This is a genomic window from Halobacteriovorax sp. (genome assembly GCF_041587335.1).
Classification (GTDB): domain Bacteria; phylum Bdellovibrionota; class Bacteriovoracia; order Bacteriovoracales; family Bacteriovoracaceae; genus Halobacteriovorax.
Window position 1 is genome coordinate 1 of the sequence record NZ_JBFGYP010000226.1, and the last position, 2,988, is coordinate 2,988.

General features: G+C 36.6%; 3 protein-coding genes. All 3 read right to left on the bottom strand.

Annotated elements, in window-relative coordinates; translation table 11 throughout:
* Positions 1–507 (bottom strand): PmbA/TldA family metallopeptidase (locus ABX784_RS16630; protein ID WP_372656185.1); only part of this gene is annotated, 507 nt, incomplete at its 3' end.
* A 77-nt stretch (positions 508–584) separates the two neighbouring features.
* A complete protein-coding gene (locus tag ABX784_RS16635; RefSeq protein WP_372656186.1) occupies positions 585–1,883 on the bottom strand; it encodes an ion transporter in 1,299 nt (432 codons plus the stop codon).
* Between the two features lie 132 nt (positions 1,884–2,015).
* Positions 2,016–2,988 (bottom strand): hemolysin family protein (locus ABX784_RS16640; protein ID WP_372656187.1); only part of this gene is annotated, 973 nt, incomplete at its 5' end.

Genomic DNA, 2,988 nt, shown 5'->3' on the forward strand with positions numbered 1-2,988 from the left:
GTTTCTTGTATCAGTAACGTGAAGGCCTTCAGAGTTGAATATTTCAATGTCTTGAAGTCTTTGTAGAACTCCACAAGTGACCTGAGAGATTTTATCTGATTGCTTTCTAGCGGCAGCATCAATTTTTAGAAGGTATTGAATTTTCTCATCCATGCTTATTTCATCTTGAGAAAGACCTTTAGAAGCACGGTGATTATCTACAGTCTTCATAAAGTTAAGAGCAGTACTTGTTGCAGTAGGATCTCTCTTGTCCTGAGCAGCTAAGGCCCTTGTAATTCTGAGAAGTTCCTCTTTATCTGTTTTATTTGTATATCCATAGAGAACCTTAGTTCCATATATGAGTCTTATTCCAATTCCAAAGTCTATACCAGACTTGATTTCATGAACTTTTGAACTTAAGACACTTAAATTAGTTGAATTATGCTTTTCTACAAAAATTTCTGCAAAGTCTGCACCTAGAGAAATTCCGTAAGCTATAACATCGTTAGCAATTTGTGTGTTTAACATTTGATCTCCTTTAAAACGCACTTCATTATAGCGTCTCTAAGGGAACATTGTTAGTCATATAGTGTTAGATTGAGGATTTATGCTGCTTTTCGTCTATCTGTCGAACGCCTAGATGTAATTTGTTGCATACTTTCAAGTAAATCAGGGTGCTTCTCAATAATTTTAGTGAAGTCTTCTTTCTTTAAAATATAGAGATCACAGTAGTTTTGTGCTCTAACATCAGCATTTCTCATTGTTTCTTTAAGTAGAGCGGCTTCTCCAAAGATTTGACCTTCATGTAATGTTGCTACGACTGTTCCGTCACTGAAGATTATATCTACAGTTCCATGACCAATCATAAACATCTCATTTCCTGATTCTCCTATTCGAATGATATTTTTTCCAGGAGAGTAGGACTTTTGCTCAAGAGCACTTGCTACATCTTTCAAGCATGAGTGTGAGCAGTTCTTAAAAAGTGGGACAGTTCTTATGAGTCTCATATTCATATATGTCTGAAGCTCATGTTGAAGCGCTAGAGGTAGGTCTGCAATAATTGTTGTATCATTCTCAGTCAGCCTTTTATTGATCAAGTGGTTGTAGTAACCAAAAACCTGACCTTGGAGTCTGTCTGGAATATTATAGTATTTCATAAATGTTGCAACGTCATTGAGTCTTTCTTTAGACTTCTCTTTATAGCGGTCTGCCGTAGTAAAGAGTCGAGTGACATTGGCAATAACAAAACCGTAAACACCAACACCTAAGATCATTATTGGCATTGTGTAGAGTCTACCAATTGTTGTGGTTGGAGTAATATCTCCATACCCAATGGTGGTAAGAGTAGTCACTGTCCAGTAGAGTGATTTTATATAGTGAGTAGTGATATTTTTCAATTGATCAGGATGAATCATTGACCAACCACATGCAATCCAGTGAATGACCATGATAGAGACACAAAATAGCATCGTAACTCTTACAAACTTTGGAACTAGGGCAAGGTTACTCATTAAAGCGTAAAGTCTTGCCACACGAGCAAGTCTTAAGAGTCTAAATAGACCAAATATTTGATAACCATGAAGATCAAAACTATAAGTGATTACATCATAAGGAACAGAGGCCATAATATCTATAGCAATCATTGACCACCAAAGTGCACTATTACTCTTGGCCTTCTGGCCATGGCGATGAGTTTTGAAGTAGCGCTCTCTTATCTGATAGATAACGTCTGCTATAAAGATTAAAGAGATAATAGAGTCTGACCACAATTGCCAAATTTGAATATTTGTCTTGTAAGTAAAGCTAAATGGAGCCTCAAGTGCAGTTACAAAGACGGCCAAAAATATTAATCCATTCCAGATTAATTCATTAGCGCTTAATTTTGACTTGTGTAAATGGATCATTATCTTCTTATTTTTAGAGGTTACTCTGCTTAAGCTATATCGGAAAAATATTCTCTTTCTTTAAAGAATTCTTTAAATTGTTATGTATTGGAAAATAGGTGCGATGGCATATAGAAATACCATCGCCTGTGCTTATGTCTTGATAATTTCTATGCGTGCAAGTCTTTTACCTGACATATCTAGAACTTTTAGAGCATAGTTTTCAAAAACAATGGAATCATCCTTTTTAGGAGCTCTTCCGAGTTCAATATATAATAGCTCGCTAATACTTTCTCCTCTCTCTCCTGGTAAGCTCCAGCCTGTTTCTTTGTTAAAGTCATGTAGGGATAAGTTTCCTAGGACTTGATAGTTTGTAGGTGAAATCTTTTTTATCCTCTTTAATTCTGCCGTATCAAATTCATCTCTTATTTCACCAACTATTTCCTCTAGAATGTCTTCTTGAGTCAGCATCCCTTTAGTTACACCAAAAGCATCTTGAATTATTGCTGTGTGAATTAGTCCTTTTTGCATTCTTGGAAGAACTGAGAGGATAGGCATTTTTCCAGGAACAAAAAGCACTGGCTTTATAAGGTCTTCAATTGATTTCACCTCTTGGGTGTCTAAGGAGTTATTGGCGCGAACTAAATCTTTCAAGTGAACAATCCCAATAACAGAGTCAAGAGACTCATCATAAACGATGGCCCTAGTGTAGCGAGATTCTCCGAGTAACTTTTCTGCCTCTTTGATAGATACATGAATTTCTAAACCAAATATCTCAGCTCTTGAGATAAGTATGTCCTCAGCAACTAATGAGGCAGCGGCTGCAGCAGATCCAATAATTGGAATAGGTGTTCCGTCACTTTTTCTTATCTTCAACCCTTCTGCAAGCTTCATGATGGCTTCAGCAGTACTTGCTTGAGCAGTCTCACTTTGCTTGCCTGCAATTAGCCTGACTAATGGATCAATTGTTCTTTCGTAGATAAAATGAATTGGAGTTGAAACTTTATGTATTAAATATAAAGGAAGGGCAACGAAGTAACCAAGCTGACCGGGGTTCTTTGCTGCAATTGATTTGGGTAGGATTTCAGAAAAGATAAGTACTATCAAAGTCATTGCAATAGTCGAA